At 66.7% G+C, this 24,664-nt stretch carries 26 protein-coding genes; 14 read left to right on the top strand and 12 right to left on the bottom strand.

Annotated features, from left to right (window positions below; genetic code table 11):
* Nucleotides 1–19: 19 nt before the first annotated feature.
* The 3 genes from argJ to ACZ5BH_RS01950 are packed head-to-tail and all read left to right on the top strand — an operon-like array spanning nt 20 to nt 2,590.
* Entirely contained in the window at nt 20–1,228 is a 1,209-nt protein-coding gene (gene argJ / locus ACZ5BH_RS01960) for a bifunctional glutamate N-acetyltransferase/amino-acid acetyltransferase ArgJ (protein WP_464890244.1), read from the top strand.
* Between the two features lie 16 nt (nt 1,229–1,244).
* On the top strand, nt 1,245–2,156 hold the full coding sequence (locus ACZ5BH_RS01955; RefSeq protein WP_464890243.1) for a Nudix family hydrolase: 912 nt from the start codon (nt 1,245–1,247) through the stop codon (nt 2,154–2,156).
* Nucleotides 2,153–2,590: a hypothetical protein gene (locus ACZ5BH_RS01950; protein WP_464890242.1), complete on the top strand. Its 438-nt coding sequence runs from the start codon at nt 2,153–2,155 to the stop codon at nt 2,588–2,590. Before ACZ5BH_RS01955 ends, ACZ5BH_RS01950 begins: the two co-directional genes overlap by 4 nt.
* 82 nt (nt 2,591–2,672) lie before the next feature.
* On the opposite strand, the gene yacG is transcribed toward ACZ5BH_RS01950, so the two are convergent.
* The 11 genes from yacG to ACZ5BH_RS01895 form a co-directional block, all read right to left on the bottom strand.
* Nucleotides 2,673–2,867, bottom strand: coding sequence for a DNA gyrase inhibitor YacG (yacG, locus tag ACZ5BH_RS01945; RefSeq protein ID WP_464890241.1), 195 nt, complete (start codon nt 2,865–2,867; stop codon nt 2,673–2,675).
* Entirely contained in the window at nt 2,864–3,655 is a 792-nt protein-coding gene (gene zapD / locus ACZ5BH_RS01940) for a cell division protein ZapD (RefSeq protein WP_464890240.1), read from the bottom strand. Before zapD ends, yacG begins: the two co-directional genes overlap by 4 nt.
* A 379-nt stretch (nt 3,656–4,034) precedes the next feature.
* Nucleotides 4,035–4,694, bottom strand: coding sequence for a dephospho-CoA kinase (gene coaE, locus ACZ5BH_RS01935; protein WP_464890239.1), 660 nt, complete (start codon nt 4,692–4,694; stop codon nt 4,035–4,037).
* Nucleotides 4,646–5,515, bottom strand: coding sequence for a prepilin peptidase (locus tag ACZ5BH_RS01930; RefSeq protein ID WP_464890238.1), 870 nt, complete (start codon nt 5,513–5,515; stop codon nt 4,646–4,648). The genes coaE and ACZ5BH_RS01930 overlap by 49 nt, the downstream gene beginning before the upstream one ends.
* A gap of 9 nt (nt 5,516–5,524) precedes the next feature.
* Nucleotides 5,525–6,748 carry a type II secretion system F family protein gene (locus ACZ5BH_RS01925; RefSeq protein ID WP_464890237.1) on the bottom strand — a complete coding sequence of 408 codons (1,224 nt, stop codon included), beginning with the start codon at nt 6,746–6,748 and terminating at the stop codon, nt 5,525–5,527.
* A gap of 3 nt (nt 6,749–6,751) precedes the next feature.
* Nucleotides 6,752–8,470, bottom strand: a complete 1,719-nt coding sequence (pilB, locus tag ACZ5BH_RS01920) for a type IV-A pilus assembly ATPase PilB (protein WP_464890236.1) — start codon at nt 8,468–8,470, stop codon at nt 6,752–6,754.
* A gap of 243 nt (nt 8,471–8,713) precedes the next feature.
* Nucleotides 8,714–9,073: a type IV pilin protein gene (locus ACZ5BH_RS01915; protein WP_464890235.1), complete on the bottom strand. Its 360-nt coding sequence runs from the start codon at nt 9,071–9,073 to the stop codon at nt 8,714–8,716.
* A gap of 155 nt (nt 9,074–9,228) precedes the next feature.
* Nucleotides 9,229–9,690: a prepilin-type N-terminal cleavage/methylation domain-containing protein gene (locus ACZ5BH_RS01910; protein WP_464890234.1), complete on the bottom strand. Its 462-nt coding sequence runs from the start codon at nt 9,688–9,690 to the stop codon at nt 9,229–9,231.
* 256 nt (nt 9,691–9,946) lie between these two features.
* Nucleotides 9,947–11,296 (bottom strand): sigma-54-dependent transcriptional regulator, encoded by a 1,350-nt coding sequence (locus ACZ5BH_RS01905; RefSeq protein ID WP_464890233.1) that lies wholly within the window; start codon nt 11,294–11,296, stop codon nt 9,947–9,949.
* Nucleotides 11,293–12,945 carry a sensor histidine kinase gene (locus ACZ5BH_RS01900; protein WP_464890232.1) on the bottom strand — a complete coding sequence of 551 codons (1,653 nt, stop codon included), beginning with the start codon at nt 12,943–12,945 and terminating at the stop codon, nt 11,293–11,295. The genes ACZ5BH_RS01905 and ACZ5BH_RS01900 overlap by 4 nt, the downstream gene beginning before the upstream one ends.
* 30 nt (nt 12,946–12,975) lie before the next feature.
* Entirely contained in the window at nt 12,976–13,230 is a 255-nt protein-coding gene (locus ACZ5BH_RS01895) for a PP0621 family protein (RefSeq protein ID WP_464890231.1), read from the bottom strand.
* A gap of 113 nt (nt 13,231–13,343) precedes the next feature.
* Between ACZ5BH_RS01895 and sucC the strand changes: the two genes are divergently transcribed.
* The 4 genes from sucC to ACZ5BH_RS01875 all read left to right on the top strand — a co-directional run bounded on the left by sucC (nt 13,344) and on the right by ACZ5BH_RS01875 (nt 17,449).
* Nucleotides 13,344–14,510, top strand: a complete 1,167-nt coding sequence (gene sucC, locus ACZ5BH_RS01890) for an ADP-forming succinate--CoA ligase subunit beta (protein ID WP_464890230.1) — start codon at nt 13,344–13,346, stop codon at nt 14,508–14,510.
* Nucleotides 14,510–15,379, top strand: coding sequence for a succinate--CoA ligase subunit alpha (sucD, locus tag ACZ5BH_RS01885; protein WP_464890229.1), 870 nt, complete (start codon nt 14,510–14,512; stop codon nt 15,377–15,379). The genes sucC and sucD overlap by 1 nt, the downstream gene beginning before the upstream one ends.
* Before the next feature lie 4 nt (nt 15,380–15,383).
* Nucleotides 15,384–17,027: an NAD+ synthase gene (locus ACZ5BH_RS01880; protein ID WP_464890228.1), complete on the top strand. Its 1,644-nt coding sequence runs from the start codon at nt 15,384–15,386 to the stop codon at nt 17,025–17,027.
* Between the two features lie 83 nt (nt 17,028–17,110).
* A complete protein-coding gene (locus ACZ5BH_RS01875; RefSeq protein WP_464890227.1) occupies nt 17,111–17,449 on the top strand; it encodes a P-II family nitrogen regulator in 339 nt (112 codons plus the stop codon).
* Nucleotides 17,450–17,555: 106 nt separating this feature from the next.
* Here the strand turns inward: ACZ5BH_RS01875 and ACZ5BH_RS01870 are convergent, their stop codons facing one another.
* Nucleotides 17,556–18,356 carry an outer membrane protein assembly factor BamD gene (locus tag ACZ5BH_RS01870; protein ID WP_464890226.1) on the bottom strand — a complete coding sequence of 267 codons (801 nt, stop codon included), beginning with the start codon at nt 18,354–18,356 and terminating at the stop codon, nt 17,556–17,558.
* 82 nt (nt 18,357–18,438) lie between these two features.
* Here ACZ5BH_RS01870 and rluD point away from each other — a divergent pair, with 82 nt between their 5' ends.
* From rluD to ACZ5BH_RS01835, 7 genes are all read left to right on the top strand, one after another.
* Entirely contained in the window at nt 18,439–19,479 is a 1,041-nt protein-coding gene (gene rluD / locus ACZ5BH_RS01865; RefSeq protein ID WP_464890225.1) for a 23S rRNA pseudouridine(1911/1915/1917) synthase RluD, read from the top strand.
* Nucleotides 19,476–20,294, top strand: coding sequence for a peptidoglycan editing factor PgeF (gene pgeF / locus ACZ5BH_RS01860; protein WP_464890224.1), 819 nt, complete (start codon nt 19,476–19,478; stop codon nt 20,292–20,294). The genes rluD and pgeF overlap by 4 nt, the downstream gene beginning before the upstream one ends.
* 217 nt (nt 20,295–20,511) lie before the next feature.
* A complete protein-coding gene (locus ACZ5BH_RS01855; RefSeq protein WP_464890223.1) occupies nt 20,512–21,276 on the top strand; it encodes a ZIP family metal transporter in 765 nt (254 codons plus the stop codon).
* Nucleotides 21,277–21,294: 18 nt separating this feature from the next.
* Complete coding sequence (locus ACZ5BH_RS01850; protein WP_464890222.1) at nt 21,295–21,825, top strand: glycine cleavage system transcriptional repressor; 531 nt, start codon at nt 21,295–21,297, stop codon at nt 21,823–21,825.
* A 4-nt stretch (nt 21,826–21,829) separates the two neighbouring features.
* Nucleotides 21,830–22,333, top strand: coding sequence for a peptide deformylase (def, locus tag ACZ5BH_RS01845; RefSeq protein ID WP_464890221.1), 504 nt, complete (start codon nt 21,830–21,832; stop codon nt 22,331–22,333).
* Nucleotides 22,330–23,064 carry a lysophospholipid acyltransferase family protein gene (locus tag ACZ5BH_RS01840; protein ID WP_464890220.1) on the top strand — a complete coding sequence of 245 codons (735 nt, stop codon included), beginning with the start codon at nt 22,330–22,332 and terminating at the stop codon, nt 23,062–23,064. Before def ends, ACZ5BH_RS01840 begins: the two co-directional genes overlap by 4 nt.
* A gap of 57 nt (nt 23,065–23,121) precedes the next feature.
* Nucleotides 23,122–24,612 (top strand): FMN-binding glutamate synthase family protein, encoded by a 1,491-nt coding sequence (locus ACZ5BH_RS01835; protein ID WP_464890219.1) that lies wholly within the window; start codon nt 23,122–23,124, stop codon nt 24,610–24,612.
* Nucleotides 24,613–24,664: the final 52 nt, after the last annotated feature.

The following is a 24,664-nucleotide window of genomic DNA, read 5'->3' as shown; positions in this document are numbered from 1 at the left end:
GACAGGAATCCTCCAATCCATGACCTCTGACGATCTCCCCGCTGCCCTTCCCGTTCCCGGCATCCGCCTGGGCACCGCCCGGGCCGGCATCAAGAAACCGGATCACCGTGATCTGGTGGTGATCGAACTGGCCGAGGGGACCACCACGGCGGCGGTGTTCACCCGCAATGCCTTCTGCGCCGCGCCGGTGATCGTGGCCCGGGAACATCTGGCACAGGGCGCGCCGCGCTACCTGCTCGTCAACACCGGCAATGCCAACGCCGGCACCGGCGAGGCGGGGCTGCGCGCGGCGCGGGAATGCTGCGCGGCGCTGGCTGGCCACGGGGGGTGCGAGGCGGAGCAGGTCTTGCCGTTCTCCACGGGCGTCATCGGCGAGGATCTGCCGGTGGCGCGGATCACCGCGGCCCTGCCGGCGGCGCTCAAGGCGCTCGACGTCAACGGCTGGGACGAGGCCTCCTGGGGGATCCTCACCACCGACACTCGGCCCAAGCGGCTGTCGCGCACGCTCGAGATCGACGGGCGGAGCGTGACCCTCACGGGCATGGCCAAGGGGGCCGGCATGATCCGCCCGAACATGGCCACCATGCTGGCCTACCTCGCCACCGACGCCGCCCTCGCTCCCGAATTGCTGCAGGCCAGCCTGCAGGCGGCGGTGGACGTCTCCTTCAACCGGATCACGGTGGACGGCGATACCTCCACCAACGATGCCTGCGTGCTGATGGCCACGGGCAGAAGCGGCGTGGTTCTCGAGGCGGACACGCCGGCCCTGGCCGCCTGGCAGGCGGCCCTGACCGAGCTGTGCGAGGAACTGGCCAAGGGACTGGTGCGCGACGGCGAAGGGGCCACCAAGCTGATCCATGTGGAGGTCACGGGGGGCGGCAGCGAGACGGAATGCCTCGAAGTGGCCTGGACGGTAGCCCACTCGCCGCTGGTCAAGACGGCCTTCTTCGCCGCCGATCCCAACTGGGGGCGCATCCTCGCCGCCGTGGGTCGCGCGCCCGTTCCCGATCTCGACGTTCAGGCCGTGCAGATCTGGCTCGACGAAGTGCGGATCGTGACCGCGGGCGGGCGCGACCCGGACTACCGTGAGGAACGGGGGCAGGCAGTGATGGACCGCAACGAGATCACCGTGCGCATCGATCTGGCACGGGGCGCGGCCCGGGCGCGGGTATGGACCTGCGACTTCTCCTATGACTACGTGCGCATCAACGCCGAATACCGCACCTGACGCGCTGCCGGTGGCGGTGGGTGTGATCCGCCGCGGCGATCGGGTGCTGCTTGCGCGGCGTCCGGCACATGTTCATCAGGGCGGGCTGTGGGAGTTTCCGGGCGGCAAGCGCGAACCGGGCGAGGATCGCCGCAGCGCCCTGATCCGGGAACTGGACGAGGAACTGGGGATCCGCGCCGAGCACCTGCGGCCCCTGATCCGATTGCGCCATGCCTATGCCGACAGGGCGGTGGAGCTGGACGTGTGGCAGGTGGATCGCTGGCGGGGCGAGCCCCACGGACGGGAAGGGCAGCCGCTGCGCTGGGTGGCGGTGGCGGATCTGCACACCCTTCCCCTGCCCGCTGCCAACCGGCCCATCGTCACTGCCGTGCGGCTGCCTTCCCGCTACCTGATCACCGGGCCCTTCGTGGACGCGGCCGATTTCCGGCGCCGGTTGCAGGCCGCCCTTGCCCGGGGCATCCGTCTCGTTCAGTTTCGGGCCCATCATCTCGATGCCGGCGAATACCTGGCCCTGGCACGGGAAGCGGTGGCCCTGTGCCACGCGGCCGGCGCGCGCCTGCTGATCAACGGCCCGCCCGACTGGGTGGCGGCCACCGGCGCCGATGGCGTGCATCTCACCCGTCACCGGCTGCGGTCGCTGACCTCCCGGCCGCTCCCCGCCAACCGGCTGGTGGCCGCCTCCACCCATGATGCGCAGGAGCTGCGCCAGGCGCAGGCCATGGGCGTGGATTTCAGCGTCCTCTCGCCAGTGGCGCCCACCGCCTCCCATCCCGGCGTCCGGCCGCTGGGCTGGAGGGGCTTTGCCGAACTGGTGAGGCTGGCCGCCCATCCGGTCTATGCCCTGGGCGGGCTCGGCGAGGTCGAGCGGGAACGGGCCTGGGAGGCCGGCGGGCAAGGGGTGGCGGCCATCCGGGCGTGGTGGCCATGAGCCGGACCGCCGGGCTTCGGGCGTGGCCGCTGCTGCTGGCCCTGGTCGCCTGCCAGCCGCCGACGCCCGAGGTCGTCTCGTTTCCGGACGCGGCCTGTGATGCCGCCGGCGTTTGTCAGAGCCGCCGGGACGGCCGCGGCATCACCCTGCGCTTTCTCGCGCCGCCCAGCCCCCTGAAGGCCTTTCCCTTCGAAGTCCGCCTGAGGGGCTTTCCCGCCGATCCGCCGCCGGTGGTCCGCGTGCGTTTCGAGATGCCGGACATGGAGATGGGCCTGAACCGCTATCGCCTGGAAGCCGCTGGTGCCGGCCGGTTCACCGGTCGCGCCGTGTTGCCCGTGTGCACCACCGGCCGTCACGACTGGCGGGCCGTGGTGAGCGTGGAAGGCACGGAGGCGATCCGGGAAGCCCGTTTCGTCTTTCGTGTCGGAGATTGAACGGCCAGTCGGCGGACGACGCCACGGTAGCGCGAAGCGGGACGCCCGAGCCGAGTGGGCCAGGGTGAGGAGGGGATGGAGGTCAATGCCGGTGGCGGCGCTCCGGATCCAGCATCTCCTCGGGCAGGATTTCCTCGCCGGGGATCCGGTGCCCTTCGGCGGCCCATTCCCCCAGATCGATGAGCTTGCAGCGTTCGCTGCAGAAGGGGCGCCAGGGCGATTCCGGGCCCCAGGTCACGGCCTTGCCGCAGGTCGGGCATTTGACGGTCTTGCTCACAGGGCGCACAGGCTCAGCAGGAAATCGACGTCCTGATTGGTCTGTACCGGCCGCTCGCCGCCACGGGGTTCGAGAAAGCGAATCGAAAAGCGGTGCTTGCCGGCGCTGATTTCGGGAAACACCTCCATCGCCTGGGGGAGCTGGATGCGCAGCAGCTGCACCGGTTGCCCGGGATCGAGGTTCTGCTGGTGGAAGCCGCCTTCGGCCCGCTGGGCCCGGGCGTCCGCGCTTTCGCGCAGGATGGCGAGGATCATGGAAATGGGCTGGATGACCGGATCCAGGCTGGCGAGCCAGTTCTCCAGATCCGCGATCCGTTGTTCGGGATCGCGGCTCAGCCAGTGATGATAGGCCGGCAGGTCGAAGTTGCAGTCGCCGCCGACGATGCTGGTGCGCTGGCGGATGCTGCTGAGCAGCTCGTTGTCGCGCAGGCTTTGGCCGAACTGGCCCGACTGGCCATGGACTTCCGTCTCGGCCTGCTGCAACTGGTGCAGCACGCTGCCCAGCTGGGCCTGATCCACGCCCGGCCGATCCTGCAGGGCCATGAGGGAGGCCTGCAGGCGCTCCAGCTCCTTGAGGATTTCGTTCTTCAGATCGCCCCGGGCCAGCAGCTCGAGGATCTGGATGAGGCCGTTGACGCTGTGCCGGCTGTCCCACATGGAGAAGCCCCCCAGCGAATAGCGGGTCTGCCGGAAGAGCTGTTCCAGGCGCAGGAAGGTGCGCATCCGCTCGTTCAGGGGCTGTTCGTAGAGAATGGGGTTTTCCACGGGGAAGACGGTTCGCTGAGGCAAAGCGGGATTCTGTGCCAGGCGGGCGGTTTTGGCAACTGCTAGCCCGGATATTGCACCATGTCGAGGGCGGGCGGTGACTCAAGCGATTGAAGAGCAATGGCATATTGAGAGTTATCGGCTTGTTTTGGCAGACACATTTCGTTCCTGCCCGCCCTCTGCGCCGGCCCTTGCGGCTTTGGTGGCAGACCTTCCCTGGTCTGCCCCCTGCGGGCGCGCTTTGCGCGACCCGTTTCGTTCCAGACGAAACGGTCGCTCGCGCGCTCGCTTGCGCTTCACGAAAGCCGTAGCCATGGCTACGCTTTTCGCTCCAGCGCGGCGCGAGCGCGGCTGCAAAGACCGCAATCATCCGGCGCCCATGGTGCAATATCCGGGCTAGCGTCTATCGTCCCTCGAGTTCGCGGGCCATTTCCCGGTAGCGCTGATCGAGCTGGGCGACCCGTTCGCGCAGTGCGGGCAGGGGCAGCTCGCCGTCGATCACGTCGTCGGCCAGGGCCAGGCGGTGCTGGCGATCGGCCTGGGCGGCCAGGATCCGTTCGACCGCGGTGCGATCGATGCCGTCCCGTTCCATCACCCGGCGGATCTGCGTCTCCCGCGACGCATCCACCACCAGCACGTGCTCGATGAAGGGATAGCCGCCCGTTTCCGCCAGCAGGGGAATGACCACCAGGGCGTAGGGCGCCTCCAGCGCAGCGAGCCGGTCGCGGACCCGCGCCTCGATGCGGGGATGGAGAATGGCCTCGACGTCCCGGCGGGCAGCCTCGTCCTGGAAGATCCGCTCGCGCAGCTGGCGCCGGTCCAGTTGACCGTCCGGCGCGAGAATCGCTGTGCCGAAGCGGGCCACCAGTTGATGGAGTCCTGGCGTGCCGGGAGCCACGACCTCCCGGGCCAGTTCATCGGTATCGATGATCGGAACGCCTCGCTCGGCGAACAGCCCCGCCACGGTGCTCTTGCCGCTGCCGATCCCGCCGGTGAGCCCCACCACCAGCATGATCAGCCGAGCGCCCAGTCCAGATACGCGGCGGTGATGCGATCCCCCCACATCAGGGCGATCCAGCCTGCGATGGCCAGGTACGGACCGAAGGGAATGGGCTGTTCCCGGCCCAGGCGGCGCAAAAGAAGAAAGCTCACGCCAAAGACCGTGCCCACCAGCGAGGAGAGGATCACGATCAGGGGAATGGCCTGCCAGCCCAGCCAGGCGCCGAGCATCGCCAGCAGCTTGAAGTCGCCGTAGCCCATGCCCTCCTTGCCGGTGAGCTTGCGGAACACGTGATAGACGAACCACAGGGTCAGGTAACCGGCCGCGGCGCCGATGACGGCCGATTCGAGATCGGTGAACACCCCGCGAATGTTGACCAGCAGCCCCAGCCAGAGAAAGGGGAGGGTGAGGTCATCGGGCAGCCATTGCCGATCCAGATCGATGAAGGTCAGGGCCAGCAGGACCCAGGTGAGCAGCAGGGCGAACAGCAACGGCAGACCGAGGCCGAAATGCCAGGCTACGGTGATGGCCAGCAGGGCGCTGAGGATTTCCACCAGGGGATAGCGGGTCGGAATGGTCGTGCCGCAGTGGCGGCAGCGGCCGCGCAGCCACAGATAACTGAGGACGGGAATGTTCTCCAGGGCCGTAATGAGATGGCCACAATTCGGACAGCGGGAGCGGGGAGTGACGAGATTGAACGGCGCGTCCGCCCCGGCGGACGGCGTGCCGGTGAATTCGGCGCATTCCCGTCGCCAGCGCCGTTCCATCATCACCGGCAGGCGCAGGATCACCACGTTGAGAAAGCTGCCCACCAGCAGGCCCAGTACGAACACGGCGCCGAGAAAGAGCGCCGTGTTCTGCTGCAACAGGGAAAGCAGGGGCATGCAGGCGGATCAGCCGCCGACGACCTGCCCCATCTGGAAGATGGGCATGTACATGGCAATCACCAGGCCGCCAATCAGCACGCCCAGCACGGCCATGATGATGGGCTCCAGCAGGCTGCTCAGCCCGTCCACGGCGTTGTCCACTTCCTCTTCATAGAAGTCGGCCACCTTGGCCAGCATGGCGTCCACCGAGCCGGCCTCCTCGCCGATGGCGGTCATCTGCACCACCATGTTGGGGAACAGGTTGGCCTGCTTCATGGCCACGTTGAGCTGGGTGCCGGAGGCGACTTCGTCCCGCATGCGCATCACCGCGTCGCCATAGACCACGTTGCCCACGGCGCCGGCCACCGATTCCATGGCTTCCACCAGCGGCACGCCGGCGGCGAACATGGTGGACAGGGTGCGCGCATAGCGGGCGATGGCGGCCTTGGTCATGATGGGGCCGATGATCGGCACGTGCAGGAGGGTTTTATCTAGGAAGGTCTGGAATTTCTTCGAGCGCTTCTTGAATTGCAGGAGTCCATAGATGGACAGGCCGATGCCACCAAAAATGGCCCACCACCAGGCCTGGAAGATTTCCGAGAGGTGGATGACGAATTTGGTAATGGCTGGCAGATCGGCGCCGAACCCGGCGAACAGACTCTGGAACTCGGGAATGACGAAGATCAGCAGGATCGAAGTGATGACGAAAGCCATGATCATGACGGCAGTGGGATAGAACAGGGCCTTCTTTATCTTGGCCTTGATGGCCTCGGTCTTTTCCTTGTAGGTGGCCACCTTGTCGAGGATGCTGTCGAGGATCCCGGCGTGTTCGCCGGCCCGGACCAGGTTGCAGTACAGATCGTCGAAGACCAGGGGATACTTGGCCAGGGCGTCGGAGAGATTGCTGCCGCCCTCGATGTCGGCCTTGATACCCAGCAGCAGTTCCTGCATGGCCTTGTTCTCGTGGCCACGGCCGATGATCTCGAAGGACTGCACCAGCGGTACGCCCGAGTTCATCATGGTGGCCAGCTGGCGGCTGAAGATGGCGATGTCGGCAGGCTTGACCTTGCCCTTGCCGCCGAACAGGGGCTTGGATTTCTTGCGAACTTTTGAGGGCACGATGCCCTGGCGGCGCAGGCTGGCCTTGACCAGCGCCACGTTGGCGCCAGTGGTCTCGCCCTTGATTTTCTGTCCCTTGCTGTCCTTGCCTTCCCAGACGAAGGTGCTCTGCTTGAGTGCCTGTTCTGCCATGGTTTATTCCTTGGTGACGCGGTTCAGTTCATCGAGACTGGTGATGCCGTCACGGACCTTCTTGAGGCCCGATTCGCGCAGATCGGGGATGCCTTCCTTGCGTGCCTGCTCGGCCAGTTGCATGGCGTTGCCCCCTTCCATGATGATCCGGCCCATCTCCTCGGAGACGGGCATGACCTGGTAGATGCCCACCCGTCCCTTGTAACCGCCATTGCACTGGTCACAACCCTTGGGACCATAGATGGTGATGCCGGCCTTGATGTCCTCGTCGCTGAAGCCCTCTGCCCGCAGGGCTTCGGCAGGAATTTCGAGTTCCTGCTTGCAGTGGTTGCACAGCCGCCGCGCCAGGCGCTGGGCGATGATCAGGTTCACGGAGCTGGCAATGTTGTAGGGCGGCACGCCCATGTTCACCATTCGGGTCAGGGTCTGGGGCGCGTCGTTGGTGTGCAGGGTGGAGAGTACCATGTGCCCGGTCTGGGCGGCCTTGATGGCGATCTCGGCGGTCTCCAGATCCCGGATCTCGCCCACCAGAATCACGTCCGGGTCCTGGCGCAGGAAGGCGCGCAGGGCCGCGGGGAAGTCCAGCCCGACCTTGGGATTGATATTCACCTGGTTGATGCCGGGCAGGTTGATTTCCACCGGATCCTCGGCGGTGGAGATGTTGATGTCGGGCTGGTTGAGGATGTTCACGCCGGTATACAGCGTGACGGTCTTGCCGCTGCCGGTGGGGCCGGTGACCAGCAGCATGCCGTAGGGCTTGTGCAGGGCCTCCAGAAACAATTCTTTCTGCTCCGGCTCGAAACCCAGGGCATCCACGCCGAGCTTGGCGCTGTTGGGGTCGAGGATACGCAGGACGATCTTCTCGCCAAACAGGGTCGGACAGGTGTTGACACGGAAGTCGATGGCCCGGTTCTTGGACAGGTTGAGCTTGATGCGCCCGTCCTGAGGGACGCGCCGCTCGGAGATGTCGAGCCGCGACATGACCTTGAGCCGTGCCGCCAGGCGCGGCGCCATGGTTACCGGTGGTGCGGCCACTTCCCGCAGGATGCCGTCCTGGCGGAAGCGCACGCGGTAGCTCTTCTCGTAAGGCTCGAAATGGATGTCCGAGGCGCCCTTGTTGATGGCGTCGAGGAGCACCTTGTTGATGAAACGGACCACCGGCGTGTCGTCGACATCGGCTTCACTGACTTCGTTGGCCGCCGTCACGGCATCCTCGTCGACGAATTCCACGTCGTCCAGATCGGCATCGGCCAGCTCAGAAAGACTGGTATCGGCGGCCTCCAGCGCCCGATCGATGGCCCGGGAGAGTTTGTCGTCGAGCACCAGGATCGGTTCCGTGGTCATGCCCACGTGAAACTTGATTTCGTCCAGAGCCTGCAGGTTGGTCGGATCGGAGACGGCAACGAACAGCCGGTTTCCCCGCTTGTAGAGGGGCAGGCTGTGATGCTTGCGGATCAGGTTTTCCTTCACCAGCTTGACGGTATCGGCCTCGATGTCGATGACATCGATATCCAGCAGGGGCACGCCGAATTCCTCGGCGGCCGAATGGGCGATGGCGTGGCTGTCGATGATGTTGTTTTCGACGAGGTAGGAAACGAAGGGTTTTTTCTGCTTGGTGGCGGCCGCATGGGCTTCCTGAGCCTGCTGGTCGGTGATCAGCCCGTCCTGTACCAGGCGCCGGGCCAGACCGCTGAATCGGAGTGTGCTGCTCGCTTGGACCATGGCTACTGTATCGGCCGATTGGTGAATAACTTTTCCTGTTCCATGAGAAGGTTTCCCGAACTCACCAGGGGCCCCAGGGGACGTGAGTGAAACCAGGGTAGAACAACTTTAACTTGTAAATGGTTTTTTAACAAAAAACAAGTTAATTGGTTGAAGAACAAAGAAAAAAATCCGATTTTCTCGGAAAAATGCCGATTGGGTCGGGTTTTCGGCAGGGCAGGAAGGGAAGAAATGCGGGGGTGTTCAAGGCCCACTGAGTGTGCGGGTTTTTCCGTCAACAGGGGTGCCGGCCTTGCCGGTGGCCGTCAGCGTATAGCAATTGGCGATGTCGCCGCAAGCCCCGGCCGCAATGCTGTAGGAGAAGTTGGTATATCCCTGGGTTGAAGGGGTGTAGAGATTGTTGCTCGCCGCCTGGATGTTGGCGCCGGTGGCGTCATTGGCGATGGGGCCGAAGTAGGTGTTGTTCTCGAGATAGAACTCTTCCTGGGCCAGTCGAATGGCGGACAGCTCGTTGTCGGCATCTGTCATACGGGCGGTAGTGATGTAGTTCGAGTACATTGGGATAGCAATAGAGGTAATCACAGCAATAATGGCGATTGCCATTAAAAGTTCTATTAGTGTTACACCGGTTTGACGCGTTCCATTTATCATCATTCATTATCTCCATCATCAGAAGATGTGAGGATTTTTGTTCACCATGAATACAACCGAACCGGCTTCGGCAAGAAGCCGGTTCGGTTGCGTCTTTGGCAGAACTGTCACTCCAGAGTAAACGAAACGGTATTGGCAGAATTGGTTGGGTATGTCAGCCCTGATACTTCCAGCATGGATACCGAAGCGTTGCCGTTGTCTGGACAACCGGATGTGGCATTGAAGTTCTGAACGAAGACACCTACTGCGCCGGTTTGTGCCGGATCGGCATTCAGGGCAGTTGCCTCAAAAGCCGGATTTGCAGCATTATTGATGGCTCGCTTGCCTCCTTCGTTAAGTTCTGCCACCAACCCGGCAAGATCCGAATAACCGCAAGTGCCACCCGCCTGACCTTTGGCGAATTCGTTGCGGATGAAACGGACAGCGATGTCTTTGTTGTCCAGATGCGAGTTGATTTGGGAGCGGCTGATGTAGCCTTGGTATGCCGGGATCGCAATGGCGGCGAGGATGCCGATGATCGCGACCACGATCATGAGTTCGATGAGGGTAAAGCCTTGTGTGCGTTTCATGAGGATGACTCTCCGGTTTGTGGTTGTCGGGAAAACGTGCGGTCCTGGCCGCGTGTGGGGATAGCACTGCAGGGAGCGTGCCAAGGTTTTCAGGTCAGCCGGATTGAAACCGGAAAGTCTTTTGCCAGCAAGGGCTTGGGTCACATTTTTGCCGGCCGAGGCGGTGGGCGTATGACATCGGAAAAAGGATATAAACCTTCGGACTAGGCACAGCGTGTCGGGAAGTGACAAAAATTGTCACTCCGTGACGCGGCTCTCATTCGATGCCGTATTTCTTGATCCGGTAGCGGAGCTGGCGGAAGGTCAGGCCCAGCAGGCGCGCGGCGGCGGTCTTGTTGTAACGGGTCTGTTCCAAGGCGCGGAGGATGGCTTCCTTTTCGGTGTGGCAGAGGGCGGTTTCCAAATCGCGGCCGGCGAGGTCGGGCTGAGGAAATTCGCCGGAGGCCAGTTCGCCGCCCCGGGTGAGACGCAGATCGGCTTCGGTGATCCGGTTGTTTTCGCACAGGGTCATGGCCCGTTCGAGGATGTTTTCCAGCTCGCGCACGTTGCCTGGGAAGGAATAGGCCTTGAGGGCGCCCAGGGCGGCGGCGTCGAGGCGGGGCACGTCGGTGCCCCAGTCGCGGGCGATCTTGCGCAGGAAGTGTTCCACCAGCAGGGGGATGTCCTCGGGGCGCTCGCGCAGGGCCGGCATGTGCAGTTCGATGACGTTGATGCGGAAGTACAGATCCTGGCGGAACTGGCCGGCTTCCACGAGCTGGTGGAGGTTCTTGTGGGTGGCGCTGAGGATGCGCACGTTGACCGGAATCTCCTGGTGGCTGCCCACCGGCCGCACGGCCTTTTCCTGGATGGCGCGCAGCAGCTTGACCTGCATGTCCAGGGGCAGATCGGCTACCTCGTCGAGGAACAGGGTGCCGCCGTCGGCGGCCTGGAACAGGCCCTGCTTGTCGCGGGTGGCGCCGGTGAAGCTGCCCTTGACGTGGCCGAAGAATTCGCTCTCCACCAGTTCGGCGGGAATCGCGCCGCAGTTGACGGGCACGAAGGGCTTGTCGGCGCGCGGCCCGTTTTCGTGGATCAGGCGGGCGGCCAGTTCCTTGCCGGCCCCCGATTCGCCGCTGATGTAGACCGGGGCCTGGCTGCGGGCCAGCTTGCTGATGGTCTGCCGGGTCTGGCGGATCGCGGCGGAGACTCCCAGCAGGGAGGCGGTGCGGTCTGCCGGTTTCTCCGGGGCGGGCCGGCGGTCCACCTTGAGGGCGGTGCTGACCAGATCCCGCAGCATGTGCAGATCCACCGGCTTGGAGACGAAATCGAAGGCGCCGGCCTTGAGCGCCTCGATGGCCGATTCCATGTTGCCGTGGGCGGTGATCACGGCCACCGGCAGTTCCGGGCTGGTGGCCTGGATGTGGCGCACCAGATCGATGCCGTTGCCGTCGGGCAGGCGCATGTCGGTGAGGCAGAGATCGAAGGCCTCGCGTTTGAGCCAGTCCCGGGCCGCCTGCAGATCGGCGGCGCTGCGGCAGGCGATGTCCATGCGCGCGAGGGTGATCTCCAGCAGTTCGCGGATATCCGGTTCGTCGTCGACGATGAGGGCGCGGTAACTCTGGCTCACGGGGCTTCCTGGGTGATTTGCCGGCGGGGATCCTGGAAGCTGATCCGGAAACAGCTCCCGCCCGACAGGGGAATATAGTCTAAATGGGCCTGGTTGGCTTCGGCCAGCTCCCGGGAGATGAACAGGCCGAGACCGCTGCCGCTGTTGGAGGTGGTGAAGAAGGGCTCGAAGATGTGACGGGCATCCTCGGGCGGGATGCCGGGGCCGTTGTCCACCACGTCCAGGTAGGGGCGGTGGTGATCGGGGCTGAGGCCGGCGCGCAGGGCGATGCGCGGGCCCGGGGCCTCGCGCCGGCTGTAGCGCAGGGCGTTTTCGCACAGGTTGCTGAGGATCTGGTGCAGGTGGACCGGATCGAAACGCACTGCCATGTCCGGTTGCTCCAGAGTGACCTGGACGCTGTCGGGCTCGAGCTTGTGGCCGGTGACGAAATCCCGGGCGAAGGTGCGCAGGAAGGCGCCCAGATCGAGGAGTTCCGGCTGGGTGCGGGTGCGCCGGCCGAGCTGCAGCACGCTCTCGATGATGGTGTTCATGCGCCGCGACTGCTCGGTGATGATTTCGGTCAGCCGGGCGTCGTGGTGGTCGAGATTGGGGGACTCGGAGAGGAGCTGGCCGGCGTGGCTGATGGCGCCCAGGGGGTTGCGGATTTCGTGGGCGATGGAGGCGGTCAGGCGGCCCAGCGAGGCGAGCTGCATCTGCTGGGCCTGCTGGGCCATGGCCGAGGTGTCCTCGAGGAAGATCAGGGTGGCGGGCCGTTCTTCCTGGCTGAGGCGGGCGAAGCGGGGCCGCACCTTGGGCTGCAGCGGGGCGGGCTGAATGACCCGGATCGGACGGTCGGGATCGCGGCGCCATTCCTGCAGCCGCTGATCCAGGCGGGGCGAGACCTGGCCCAGGGGCGGGCCGCCGGCGGTGGAGGGCATGCCCAGCATCTTCCAGGCCGATTCGTTGATCAGGCGGATGCGATCCTCGCCGTCCACCACCACGATGCCGGTCTGCATGCGCTGGATGACGTGCTCGGTCAGTTCGGCCATGTTGGCCAGATCCACGCCGCGCCGTTTGGCCAGGGCCTCCGATTCGCGGATCCGCCTGGCGAACAGGTGGGCCGCGGCGGCGGTGATGAACAGGGTCATGCCCAGCAGGCCGGCCTGGGTGTAGGTGCTGGTGGTGTCCAGCCCCCGGGTTTCGGTGTAGAGCTGTTCGCCGAGCACCGCAAAACTGGCCAGGGCCGCCAGCAGCAGCGCCTGGCGGCCCGGCAGCACCACGCTGCCGCCGGCCACCGCGATGATGAGCAGGTTGCCCATGCCGCTGCTGACGCCCCCGCTGGCGTGCATCAGGAGGACCGTGGCGGCGATGTCGGTGAGCAGTTGCAGGTAGACCTGGATGCGGAACCCGGGCTGATGCCAGCGCAGCATCAGGGCGAAGACCACGCTCAGGCCCAGATAGGCGATGCTGGTGCCGAAGAACAGCAGCGGCGCCCGGCTGGCCAGCGGCGGAAACAGGGCGTCCACATAGAACAGGGCGCTCAGCACCACGCTGATCAGGAAGCGGTAGGCGTTGAGGAACTCGAGGGGTTTCCAGGTATAGGCGTATTCGTCGCTGCCGGCGAGCAGCTCGGTGGGATAGCGGAAATCGTACGGATCCTGAACAGCCATGGATGCGATGCGCGCTCCCGGATGGACGGATCAGCCGTCGCGGTGGCGGTGATCGGCCAGGCGGTGGGCTTCGCTGCAGTACCAGTCCCGCCCGTCGTGCACCGCCTCGCCTTCGGGAATGTGCAGATCACAGTAGCGGCAACGGACCATGCGCGCCACCTTGCCGGGCGAGGCGCGCCGGGAGGGGGTCGCGCGCGTCCCGGTCCCGTCCAGCCAGCGCCGGATGAGTCGCCAGGCGAGCCAGACGAGCAGGACGAGAATGACGAGACGCAGCAGGGAGGCCATCTGGCCATCATAACCCAAATGCCCGTTGTGGGCGCGACGCGGGGCGGCGGTTTTGCGTCCGCTTCGGCTTTGGCCCAAAATAGCGGCCCTTTGCGAGCACAGGCGAGACGCCGATGAATCTGCACGAATACCAGGCCAAGGCCCTGTTCCGGGAACACGGCATCCCGGTGCCGGAGGGCGAGGTGGCCGACTCGGTCGAGGCGGCTTTGGCCGCGGCCCGCCGGCTGGGGGGCGAGAGCTGGATGGTCAAGGCCCAGGTGCATGCCGGCGGGCGGGGCAAGGCCGGCGGCGTGAAGAAGGTCGAGGGCGAAGCGGCGCTGGAAGCGGCGGTGGGCGCCTTGCTCGGCAGCCGCCTGGTGACCGCCCAGAGTGGCCCCGAGGGCCAGCCGGTGGCGCGGGTGCTGATCGAACGGCCGACGGCCATCGCCCGGGAACTCTATCTCGGCATGCTGGTGGATCGGGAACGCGAGCGCGTGGTGCTCATGGCCTCCGAAGCCGGCGGCATGGACATCGAGGAAGTGGCCCGCAAGACGCCGGAGAAGATCCTCGCCCTGCCCATCCATCCGGTCACGGGCCTTTCGGCCTTCCAGGTGCGGCGAGCGGGTTTCGCCCTGGGGCTCGGCGGACAGCTCAGGGCCCTCGGCCCCATCCTGCAGGGGCTGTACCGGCTGTTCACGGAAAAGGATCTGTCGCTGGTGGAGATCAACCCCCTGGTGGTGACCGCCGAGGGCGGCCTGCTGGCCATCGATGCCAAGATCAATCTCGACGACAACGCCCTCTACCGCCATCCCGATCTGGCCGCCCTGCGCGATCCCAGCCAGGAAGACGCGCGGGAGTACCAGGCCAGCCTGCACGGGCTCAACTACATCCGCCTCGACGGCAACATCGCCTGCATGGTCAACGGCGCGGGCCTGGCCATGGCCACCATGGATCTCATCAAGCTGCACGGCGGCGAGCCGGCCAACTTCCTCGACGTGGGCGGCGGCACCAGCGCCGAGAAGGTGGCCGAGGCCTTCAAGCTGATCCTCTCCGATCCCAACGTGCGGGCCATTCTGGTCAACATCTTCGGCGGCATCGTGCGTTGCGATCTCATTGCCGAGGGCATCCTCCAGGCGGCCCGGGAAGTGGAACTCACGGTGCCCGTGGTGGTGCGCCTGGAGGGCACCAACGCCGAGGCCGGCCGCCGCCTGCTGGCCGAAAGCGACCTGGATCTGGAAACCGCCGCGGATCTCACCGAGGCGGCGCAACGGGCGGTGGCGGCCGCCGGAGGGCGAGGCTGATGGCCATCCTCATCGATCGCGACACCCGGGTGATCTGCCAGGGCTTTACCGGCAAGCAGGGCACCTTCCATTCACAGCAGGCCATCGACTACGGCACCAACCTGGTCGGTGGCGTGACCCCCGGCAAGGGCGGGCAGACCCACCTGGATCGGCCGGTGTTCGACACGGTGCACGAGGCGGTGGCCGAAACCGGCGCCGACGCCAGCATGATCTACGTGCCGGCGGCCTTCGCCGCCGACGCCATCCTCGAGGCGGCCGACGCCGGCATCCGGCTCATCGTCTGCATCACCGAGGGCATCCCGGTGCAGGACATGCTGCGGGTCAAGCCGGTGCTGGCCGAAACCGGCGCCCTGCTGGTGGGCCCCAATTGCCCGGGGGTGATCACCCCGGGACAGTGCAAGATCGGTATCATGCCCGGGGCCATCCACCGGCCGGGACGGGTGGGCATCGTCTCCCGTTCCGGCACCCTCACCTACGAGGCGGTGCATCAGACCACCACTGCCGGCCTCGGCCAGAGCACCTGCGTGGGGATCGGCGGCGATCCCCTCCACGGCCTCGACTTCATCGACTGCCTGGAACGCTTCGAGGCCGATCCGGGCACCGAGGGCATCATCCTGGTGGGGGAGATCGGCGGCAGCGCCGAAGAGGCGGCCGCCGAATACATCCGGGACCACGTGAGCAAGCCGGTCGTGGCCTACATCGCCGGCGTCACCGCGCCCCCCGGCAAGCGCATGGGCCATGCCGGCGCCATCATCTCCGGCGGCAAGGGCACTGCCGAGAGCAAGTTTGCGGCACTGGAGGCCGCCGGGGTCACGGTCACCCGCTCGCCGGCCGAGATGGGCGCGCGCATGCGCGAGCGCCTGGGCTAGGTTCATGACGGCCGAACCGTCCCTGCGCCTGGCCATCGCCCAGGTCGATTTTCTGGTGGGCGACATCGCCGGCAACGTCTCGCGCATGATCGCCGAGGCCGAACGGGCGCGGGACGAACTCGGCGCCGCGGTCGTGCTCTTCCCCGAGCTGGCCGTCACCGGCTATCCGCCGGAGGATCTGCTGCTGCGCCCGGATCTGTACGAATGGGTGGACGAGGAACTCACCCGCCTGCGCAAGGCGGTGCACGGCATCACCCTGATCCTCGGCTATCCCGAGAAGACCCCTCACGGCGTGTACAACGCCGCCCTGGTGCTGCGCGACGGGCGGATTCTGGCCAATGCCCGCAAGCGCTACCTGCCCAATTACGCGGTGTTCGACGAGAAGCGCTATTTCGTCCCCGGCCACGAACCTTGCGTGGTGGAACTGGAAGGCCTGCCGGTGGGGATCACCATCTGCGAGGACATCTGGTATCCGGATCCGGCCGCCGACTGCCGGGACGCCGGCGCCCGGCTGATCCTCACCCTCAATGCCTCGCCCTTTCACAAGGACAAGGCCGGCGAGCGGGAGACCGCGGTGCGCGATCGGGTGCGGGAGACCGGCCTGCCGGTGATCTATGCCAACCTGGTGGGCGGACAGGACGAGCTGGTGTTCGACGGCGATTCCTTCGTCATGGATGCCGGCGGCGAAATCCGCCAGCGCCTGCCGGCCTTCGAGGAAACCCTGGCGCCGGTGGCCATCGACGACGACGGGCAGCGCGCCGCGCCCCGCCCGGGGCCGCTGGCCGAGCCGCTTTCCCTCGAGGCCAGCGTCTATTCGGCGCTGGTGCTCGGCGTGCGCGACTACGTGACCAAGAACGGCTTTCCCGGCGTGGTCATCGGCCTCTCCGGCGGCATCGACTCGGCCCTGACCCTGGCCGTGGCGGTGGACGCCCTCGGCGCCGAGCGGGTGGAGGCGGTGATGATGCCCTCCCGTTACACCTCCGACATGAGCCTCGAGGATGCCGCCGCCGAGGCCCGCGCCCTGGGCGTGGCGTATTCGGTGATCTCCATCGAAACGCCCTTTCGGGCGTTTCTCGATGTCCTGCATCCCGAATTCGACGACCTGCCGGCGGACACCACCGAGGAGAACATCCAGGCCCGCTGCCGGGGCGTGATCCTCATGGCCATCTCCAACAAGAAGGGCCGCATGGTGCTCACCACCGGCAACAAGAGCGAGCTGGCCGTGGGTTACGCCACCCTCTACGGCGACATGGCCGGCGGCTACGATGTGCTCAAGGACGTGCCCAAGACCCTGGTGTACCGCCTGGCGCGCCACCGCAACGCCATCGCCCCGGTGATTCCCGAGCGGGTGCTCGAACGGCCGCCCTCGGCGGAACTGGCGCCGGATCAGAAGGATACGGACAGTCTGCCGCCCTACGAGATCCTCGACGGCATTCTCGAGCGCTACGTGGAACGGGATCAGGGCATGGAGGAGATCGTGGCCGCCGGTTACGATCCGGACACGGTCTGGCGGGTCATCCGCATGGTGGATCGCAACGAGTACAAGCGCCGCCAGGCCCCGCCCGGGATCCGCATCACGCCGCGGGCTTTCGGCCGGGATCGGCGCTATCCCATTACCTCCGGTTACCGGCAGTCCCGGTCCGAATGATCCGTGCCCGGTGCGCCGGGGCGGAAAATCGGGTATAAAAACCGCAGCAGAATAACGAGAACGCCACCTGAAGGACACCATCCATGAAAAAAGTCGAAGCCATCATCAAGCCCTTCAAGCTGGACGACGTGCGCCAGGCCCTCTCCGACATCGGCATCACCGGCATGACCGCCACCGAGGTCAAGGGCTTCGGCCGCCAGAAGGGCCACACCGAACTCTATCGCGGCGCCGAATACGTCATCGACTTCCTGCCCAAAGTCAAGATCGAAATCGTCATCGCCGACGAATTGGTGGATCAGGCTCTCGAAGCCATCACCAACGCCGCCCGCACCGGCAAGATCGGTGATGGCAAGATCTTCGTCTCCGACGTGCAACGGGTGATCCGGATCCGTACCGGAGAAGAAGGGGAAGACGCTATCTAGTCCGCGAATCGCTTCGCGGTTCGCGGACAGGAGCAAGGGACGAGGAAACAGGGACGTAGGCCGGATCAAGCCGCGCAGCGGCGGATCCGGCAGACGGGCTGCGAATTCACCCCGCCGTGTCCTTTTCGGCCTCCGCCACCTGTTTGCGCAGTCCTGCGATGTCCCGATACTCGGGATAGTTCAGTTCCAGCACCTTCAGCGCGTCCCGCGCCAAGTCGGGCAGCCCCAGCTGCACGTAGGCGTTGACCATCGCCGCCAGCGCCTGGGGCACGGCCGCCGTCCCCTGGTAGTTCTCCACCACGTATTTGGCCCGGTTGGCCACGGCCACGAAGGCGCTGCGCCGGGTGTAGTAGTCGATCACGTGCAGTTCGTATTGCGCCAGCCCCTCCCGGATCCGGTACATGCGCGCGATGGCGTCCTCGGCATAGCGGCTGTCGGGAAAGCGCTTGACCAGCTCGCTGAAGAAGCGGAAGGCTCGGCGCGCCGACCTGGGATCCCGTTCGGTGGGATCCTGGCGGAAGACCTTGTTGATGAAGGACTGATCCGCGTCGTAGGCGGCCAGACCCCGCAGGTAATAGGCGTAGTCCACCTTGGGGTGATTGGGGTGCAGCTTGATGAAGCGTTCGGCCGAGAGGATGGCCGATTCGGGCTCGTTGGCCTTGTAGTAGGCGTAGGCCACTTCCAGTTGCGCCTGCTCGGCATACGGGCCGTAGGGATAGCGGGCCTCCAGCTTCTCGAACCACTGGGCCGCGGTTTCGTAGTCCTGATCTTCCAGCTTCTCGTGGGCCCGGGCATAGATCTCCGCCGCGCTCATGCCGGCGGTCTCGTCCTCATCCTCGCCGGTGGTGGCGCAACCGGCGAGCAGGGCGGCGAGCAGCAGGAACAGGAAGGCAGGGCGCAGAACCATGACGGGTGGACCGGAGCGAAGACGGGTGCGCAGTATACCCGCCCACCGCAGATTGCGAAATCCCCGGCCCGGACGGGGTATCATGGGCTTTTGCCGCCTCGCCGCCATGCACGAAGACTCCGAAACCCGGCTCGAGCAGACCGTCCCTGACGAACTGGCCGGCCTGCGCCTGGATCAGGCCCTGGCCCGCCTGTTTCCCGACTATTCCCGTTCCCGGCTGGCTGCCTGGCTCAAGGCCGGCCGGGTGCGCGTGGACGGGGCCCTCTGGCGGGCCCGGGACAAGGTCCTTGGCGGCGAACGGGTGTCGCTCGCGGTGGTGCTGGAGGCGGAAGGCGACTGGCGCCCCGAGCCCATCCCCCTGACGGTCGTCCACGAGGATGCGGCGCTGCTGGTCATCGACAAGCCGGCCGGGCTGGTGGTCCATCCCGCCGCGGGCAACCCCACCGGCACCCTGCTCAATGCCCTGCTGCACCACGATCCGGCCCTGGCGAAACTGCCTCGGGCCGGGATCGTCCATCGCCTGGACAAGGACACCACGGGCCTGCTGGTGGTGGCCCGCACGCTTCCGGCCCAGACCGCCCTGGTCAACCAGCTTCAGGCGCGCAGCCTGCTGCGCGAGTATCAGGCGGTGGTCAGCGGGGTGCTGGTGGCCGGTGGCACGGTGGATGCGCCCGTGGGCCGGCATCCCATGCAGCGCAAGCGCATGGCCGTCACCCCCGGCGGCAAGCCGGCGGTCACCCATTACCGGGTGGTGGAGCGCTACCGCGCCCACACCTGGATCCGCTGCCGCCTGGAGACCGGTCGCACCCACCAGATCCGGGTACACATGGCACATCTCCAGCATCCCCTGGTGGGCGATCCGGTCTATGGCGGGCGCCTGCGCCTGCCGCCGGGCTGCAGCGAATCCCTGGCCGAGACCCTGCGCGGCTTCCGCCGTCAGGCCCTGCATGCCGGCCGCCTCGGCCTGGTGCATCCCGAAAGCGGTGAGGAGATGGAATGGCATTCGCCGCTGCCTGAGGACATGCGCCATCTGCTCGACGAGTTGCGCGAGGACGAGGCCCGAGCCGGCACCGACACGGACGAGGACGAAGGCGGCTGGGAATGGGAGTACGTGGACGAATGAGGACGGCTGCCTCTCCCTTCAACGAATTCTGGCTCCCGGCCGACTGGCCGGCGCCGCTCGGGGTGCATGCGGCCATCAGTCGGCGCAGTGGTGGCGTCAGCCCGGCCCCGTGGGCGAGCCTCAATCTGGCTCTGCACGTGGAGGACGATCCGCGGCGAGTGGCCGAGAACCGCCGCCGCCTCGGCCTGCCCGCCGAACCGGTCTGGCTTGAGCAGGTGCACGGGACGTCCGTGGTGGCGGCCCATGCCGTCGCCCCCGGCGCCACGCCCCGGGCCGATGCCGCCTGGACCGACCGCCCCGGCGTGATTTGCGCGGTGCTCACCGCCGACTGCCTGCCGGTGCTGTTCTGCCACCGCGCCGGCAGCCGGGTGGCCGCGGCCCATGCCGGCTGGCGGGGCCTCGCCGCCGGCGTGCTCGAGGCCACCGTCGCCGCCCTCGCCGTGCCCGCCTCCGAACTGCTGGCCTGGCTCGGCCCGGCCATCGGCCCCGATGCCTACGAGGTGGACGCCACGGTGCGCGACGCCTTTCTCGCCACCGATCCCGGTGCCGCCTCCGCCTTCACCGCCACCCGTCCCGGCCACTGGCGCCTCGACCTCCCCGCCCTGGCCCGCCGCCGCCTCGAGGCCCTGGGCGTGCCGGTCTTCGGCGGCGAACACTGCACCTTCACCGAGACCGACCGCTTCTTCTCCTACCGCCGCGACGGCCGTACGGGGCGCATGGCCAGCGTCATCTGGCTCGAAGGGGCTTCGGTCGGGAACTCTGGAAAAAAACGCAGAGGCCGCAGAGACGCCGAGGTCGCAGAGAATGTCGATTAGCAGGCTGTTGAAAAAGCCCATGGATGGGCTTTTTCAACAGCCTGCGAGTGGATTGATAAAGAGGCCGGGAGGTGGACATGACCGTTGAGCTCGAGGCGTTGGCCAAACCATTTTCTCAGCGCTCTCTGCGTCTCTGCGGTCTCTGCGTTATTTGCAGTGAGTCAGGTAGATGCCCGTTTTCGGGTATGATGCACGCCGTTTCTCCGGGGAGTCTTTCATGAGTCTGCTTGTCTGGATCGTCGTTTTCAGCCTGATCGGCGGCGTGCTCAGCGTGCTGGCGGCGGGCGTTTTCCTGCTGTTGCCGGCGCGCCAGCGCAGCCGTCTGTTGCCCCATCTGATCAGCTTTGCCATCGGTGCCCTGCTGGGCGCCGCCTTCCTGGCGTTGCTGCCCCATGCGCTGAGCGGGACCGATCCCCACCGCATCGGCATGGCCGTGCTGCTGGGCCTGCTCGGATTCTTCCTGCTGGAGAAGATGGTGCTCTGGCGCCACTGTCATTCGGGGGAATGCGAGACCCACACCCTGGCCCATGGCGGCCATGCGGCCGGTACCCTGATCCTGATCGGCGACGGCATGCACAACCTGGTGGACGGGGTGCTCATCGGTGCCGCCTTCCTGGTCGATATCCACCTGGGCGTGGTCACTGCGCTGGCGGTGGCGGCCCACGAGATTCCCCAGGAGGTGGGGGATTTCGCGGTGCTTCTGCACAGCGGGTTCAGCCGCCGCAAGGCGCTGGTGTACAACGTCCTCTCCAGCCTCACCACCCTGATCGGGGCCCTGGGAGCCTACTGGAGCCTGGGCGGCATGCAGTCGATCCTGCCCTATGTTCTGGCGGTAGCCGCCTCCAGTTTCATCTACATCGCGGTGGCGGATCTCATCCCGGGGCTGCATCGCAAGGTGCACCTGTCGGCCACCTTGCAGCAGCTTGGCCTGATCAGCGCCGGGGTGCTGGTGATCTGGCTGGCCCATTCCACCCTCCACTGATCGCAAGGAGAGACGGCCATGACGAAGCAAGCCAAGTGGTACATGCTGACCCTGGTCGGCAAGGATCGGCCCGGCATCGTCGCGCACGTGACCGCCGCGCTCTTCGAGGCCGGCGCCAACCTGGGCGAGACGGCCATGATGCGCCTGGGCGGCAATTTCACCATCATGATGATGGTTCAGTTCCCCGGCCGCCGCCGGGAACTGGAACAGGCCATCGCCACCGAAACCGACTCGCTGGATCTGGCCGCGCACATCGATCCCATCGAGGCGCATCTGCACGCGCATCACGAGCCCGACGTGCGGATCACCGTCTACGGCGCGGATCGTGCCGGCATCGTGGCCAGGGTGACCGGCGTGCTGGCCGAAGCGGGGCTGGACATCCTGGATCTGGAATCGGACGTGGCCGGCACCGCCGAGGCGCCCATCTACGTCATGCAGATCGAGGGGCGGGCCCGCGAGGGGATCCCGGCCCTGGCATCGGCCCTGGAGATCGTGCGCGCCGAGGGCGTGGACGCCCACCTCGAACCGGTGGAGACGCTGGTGGGCTGAGCGCATGGCGGTCCTCGACATCCTCACCTACCCCGATCCCCGTCTCAAGCAGATCTCGGCACCGGTCACCGACTTCGACGCGGCGCTGCGGGCCTTCATTGCGGATCTGGAGGAGACCATGCGCGCCGGTCCCGGCGGCGTGGGCATCGCTGCGCCCCAGGTGGGCGAGTTCCGGCGCATCGCCATCGTCGACGTGTCGGCGAAGCCCAAAACCCCGAATCACGGCCGGCTGGTGCTGGTGAACCCGGAAATCCTGGAATGGGACGGCATGGTCAAGGGCCGCGAGGGCTGCCTCTCGGTGCCCGACTTCACCGGCAACGTGATCCGCGCCGCGCGGATCCGCCTGCGCGCCCAGGACGAGCACGGCGAGGCGCGGGAGTACGAGATGGAAGGCTACGAGGCCCGCGCCGTGCAGCACGAGATCGATCACCTGGACGGCCTGCTGTTTCTCGACCGGCTGGTGAGCAAGCGCCACGACCTGTTCCGGCGCAAGGTGTACGCCAAATGAGTGCCGACGCGGTGGCCACGCTCCTGTGGCTGGCGGGTGGCCTGCTGCTGACGGCCGCCTTCGGCGCCCTGATCCGCATCGGCCGTGAAGTCAACCGCGCGGCGGGGTGCGACTGGGGGCATCCGCTGACCAACGTCATCGACGGTCTCAACCGGGTCTTCCTGCGCACCTGGCACCGCTGCGACATCCAGACCGTGTCGCTGCCGCCCGACGGCCCGGCCCTGGTGGTGGCCAACCACATCTCGGGGCTGGATCCGCTGCTCATTCTCGCCGCCTGCCGCCGGCCCGTGCACTTCATCATCGCCCGCGAGGAGTACGAGCGTTTCGGTCTCACCTGGCTGTTTCGCCTGGGGGAATGCATCCCCGTGGATCGTTCCAGCCGCGACGACAGCGCCTTTCGCGCCGCCCTGGATGCCCTGGCCGCCGGCAAGGTGGTGGCCCTGTTTCCCTCCGGCCGCATCCACCTGCCGGAAGAAGGCCCGGCCCGCCTGCGCCGGGGCGTGGCCCGCCTTTCCCGCCTCTCCGGCGCCCCGGTCTTCCCCTGCCGCATCGACGGCGTGCGCCTGCCCGGCCATGTCCTGCCCGCGGTGCTGATCCCCAGCCGCGCCCGGTTGCGCGCCTTTCCGCCGGTGGACTGTCCCCACCTCAAGGAGCGGGAATGCCTGGACAGGCTGGATCCCGTCATCAATGCACACAGTGGCGAGGGACGAGGGACGGGGGACGAGGCATAAACTTTTCGCCCCGCCGGCCGCCAATGTCTTCAGGAAAACCCTCGCGGGAGGCGGCGGATGGACGGATTCAATGGCGGGTGGCTGCTGGTGGCGCTGCTGGGTGCCCTGCTGGTTTCGCTCGTCTGGATGTACGTGGTGGACGTGTTCCAGACCCATCACGCCATTCGCCGCAACTTTCCGGTCATCGGCCGTTTCCGCTACTTTCTCGAGCGGCTGGGGGAATATCTGCGCCAGTATTTCTTCGCCCTGGATCGGGAAGAGCTGCCCTTCAACCGCGCCACCCGCAGTTGGGTCTATCGCACCGCCAAGGATCTGGGCGGCCTGCTGGGGTTCGGCTCCACCAACGATCTGCGCGAGCCGGGTTCCATCGTCTTCGTCAATGCCTCCTATCCGCTGCTGGAAGAGGAAGTGGCCCCGGCGCCGCCGCTGGTGATCGGCCCCCATTGTGCCCACCCCTTCGTGGCGCCATCCCTGTTCAACATCTCCGGCATGAGCTATGGCGCTCTCTCGAGGCCGGCGGTGCAGGCCCTCGCCCGGGGCGCGGCGAAGGCCGGGATCTGGATGAACACGGGCGAGGGCGGGCTCACCCCCTGGCACGTGGAGGCCGGCTGCGATCTGATCTTCCAGATCGGTACCGCCAAGTATGGCGTGCGCGACGCCGCGGGCCGTCTTTGCGATGCCCGCCTGCGCGAGGTGGCCGAGTCGGTGCGGGCCTTCGAGATCAAGCTCTCCCAGGGTGCCAAGCCCGGCCGGGGCGGGGTGCTGCCGGCGAACAAGGTCACCGAGGAGATCGCCCGCATCCGGGGGATCCCCCCCGGCCGGGTCTCGAGCAGCCCCAACCGCCACCGGGAGATCCGCAACTCGGACGATCTGCTGGACATGATCGCCCGGGTGCGCGAGGTCACCGGCCGGCCGGTGGGGATCAAGACGGTGGTCGGCTCGGAACGCTTCCCCCGCGATCTGTGCGAGACCATCCTGCGCCGCGGCCCGGACTCGGCACCCGATTTCATCACCGTGGACGGCGGCGAGGGCGGCTCCGGCGCCGCGCCCCAGGTGCTGGCCGATCACGTGGGCCTGCCCCTCACCGAGGCCCTGCCCATCCTCGTGGACACCCTGCTCGAGGCGGGCCTGCGCGAGCGCGTCCGGGTGGTGGCCTCGGGCAAGCTGGTCACCTCGGCGAAGGTGGCCTGGGCCCTGTGCGTGGGCGCCGATTTCGTGGTCAGCGCCCGGGGCTTCATGTTCGCCCTGGGCTGCGTGCAGTCCCTGCAGTGCCACCGGGACACCTGCCCCACCGGCATCACCACCCACGATCCGCGCCGCCAGCGGGGGCTGGTGGTGGCCGACAAGGCCGAGCGGGTGGCCCGCTACGCCCACTGGGTGAATCACGAGGTGAACGTGCTGGCCCATGCCTGCGGGCTGGCCAATGCCCGCCAGTTCGCCCGCGAACACGTGCGCATCGTGCAGGCCCCCGGCCACAGCGTGGGCCTCGACGAGCTGCATCCCCCGCCGCAGACGCGGGCCGCCATGCGGCGCAGCGAGGCAGGTTGAGACTTGGGCGGAACCGATTCTGGCCTGAACCCCCCGTTCTGAATTTCTGTGC

This window comes from Thioprofundum lithotrophicum, assembly GCF_055387065.1.
The sequence above is the reverse complement of the archived record's forward strand: the minus strand, read 5'-3'. Positions and strand labels throughout refer to the sequence as shown.